The organism is Mesorhizobium sp. WSM4819 (genome assembly GCF_055811215.1).
In genome coordinates this window covers 1-1143 of the sequence record NZ_JBVVQO010000083.1, presented here as the reverse complement: position 1 = coordinate 1143, position 1143 = coordinate 1, and the positions used below count along the sequence as shown (strand labels likewise).

The following is a 1143-nucleotide window of genomic DNA, read 5'->3' as shown; positions in this document are numbered from 1 at the left end:
GTGCTTCAAACGGAAGTCGGATTCCAGGGTTTGTTGGTGCGCACCATAGCGTTGAGGGTTGTGATGAGCTTGCGCATGACGGCGACGATGGCGACCTTTGCTACCTTGCCGTTGGAGCGCAGCCGCTGGCGGAAAGCGGCGAAGACGGGGTTATGAACTCCGGCACTGAGCGCGGCCATGTAGAGGACGTTGCGGACAGGCTCGCGGCCACCCCAAATGCATCGCTTGCCTTTGAGCTTGCCGCTGTCATGGTCATAGGGGCGAGTCCGACCAGGGCGGTGATCTGCCGGTTGGACAGGCGACCCAGTTCGGGTAGCAGCGCGATCAGTGTGGCACTCAGGACCGGACCGACGCCTGGCGTGGAACGCAGCAGGCGGTCGCGCTGAGCCAGAGCGGGATCGGCCGCAATTGCTTGGGCAATGCGTGTGTCGAGTAGCAGGATATCGGCACTGAGCCGGGTCGCACGCCGCTTGGCCAGGCGCTTGAGAGCAGCATCGCGCACGTGCTCGGCCTGATTGTTGACGCGGCTTAGCTCGGCCTGGAGCTGGCGCCGTGCCGTGACCAGTTCGATCACCAGTTCCAGGCTTGGATCGAGCTCCACCGGATGCACCGGTAGCGTCGCCAGGAAGCGGGCGATCAAACGGGCATCGATGCGATCGTTCTTGGCGTTGATGCCGGCTGCACGCGCGAACTGGCGCAGCCTGTGCGGATTGATGCGACGCACCGGAAGTCCTGCTTGCCACAGCGCCTTGAGTACAGCGCGTTCATAGCCGCCGCTCGCCTCAAGACCGATGGCACCGATCTCGTTGTCCGACAGCCGCTCGACCAACGCCGCATAACCGGCTTCGGTGTTGTCGACTGTGAACAACTCCCCTGTTTCCAGAATAGCCACGTCGAGTCGATCCTTGGCCACATCGATGCCGACATGAAACGCAATTTGTGTCATCCTCTGATCCCTTCCTTGCTGGTGCGGGGTCGAACCCTGGCAACCGTTCGGGCTATGGAAGATGCGACGGAGCTCCTTGCTCAACCACGGACTCATACCAAGGGGTGTACGGGCTTCCGCCGCAGCGGGTGACCCGGGTCATGACCGGGTCACCCGCCAACCCGATCTTGCATGATTCGAGAGACACAAGGGGTGTT

Annotated in this window: 1 pseudogene; it reads right to left on the bottom strand. The window is 62.4% G+C overall.

What is annotated here, in order from left to right:
• Positions 1–5: 5 nt before the first annotated feature.
• Positions 6–946: pseudogene (locus AC0L18_RS32315) on the bottom strand (IS110 family RNA-guided transposase).
• Between the last annotated feature and the right edge of the window lie 197 nt (positions 947–1143).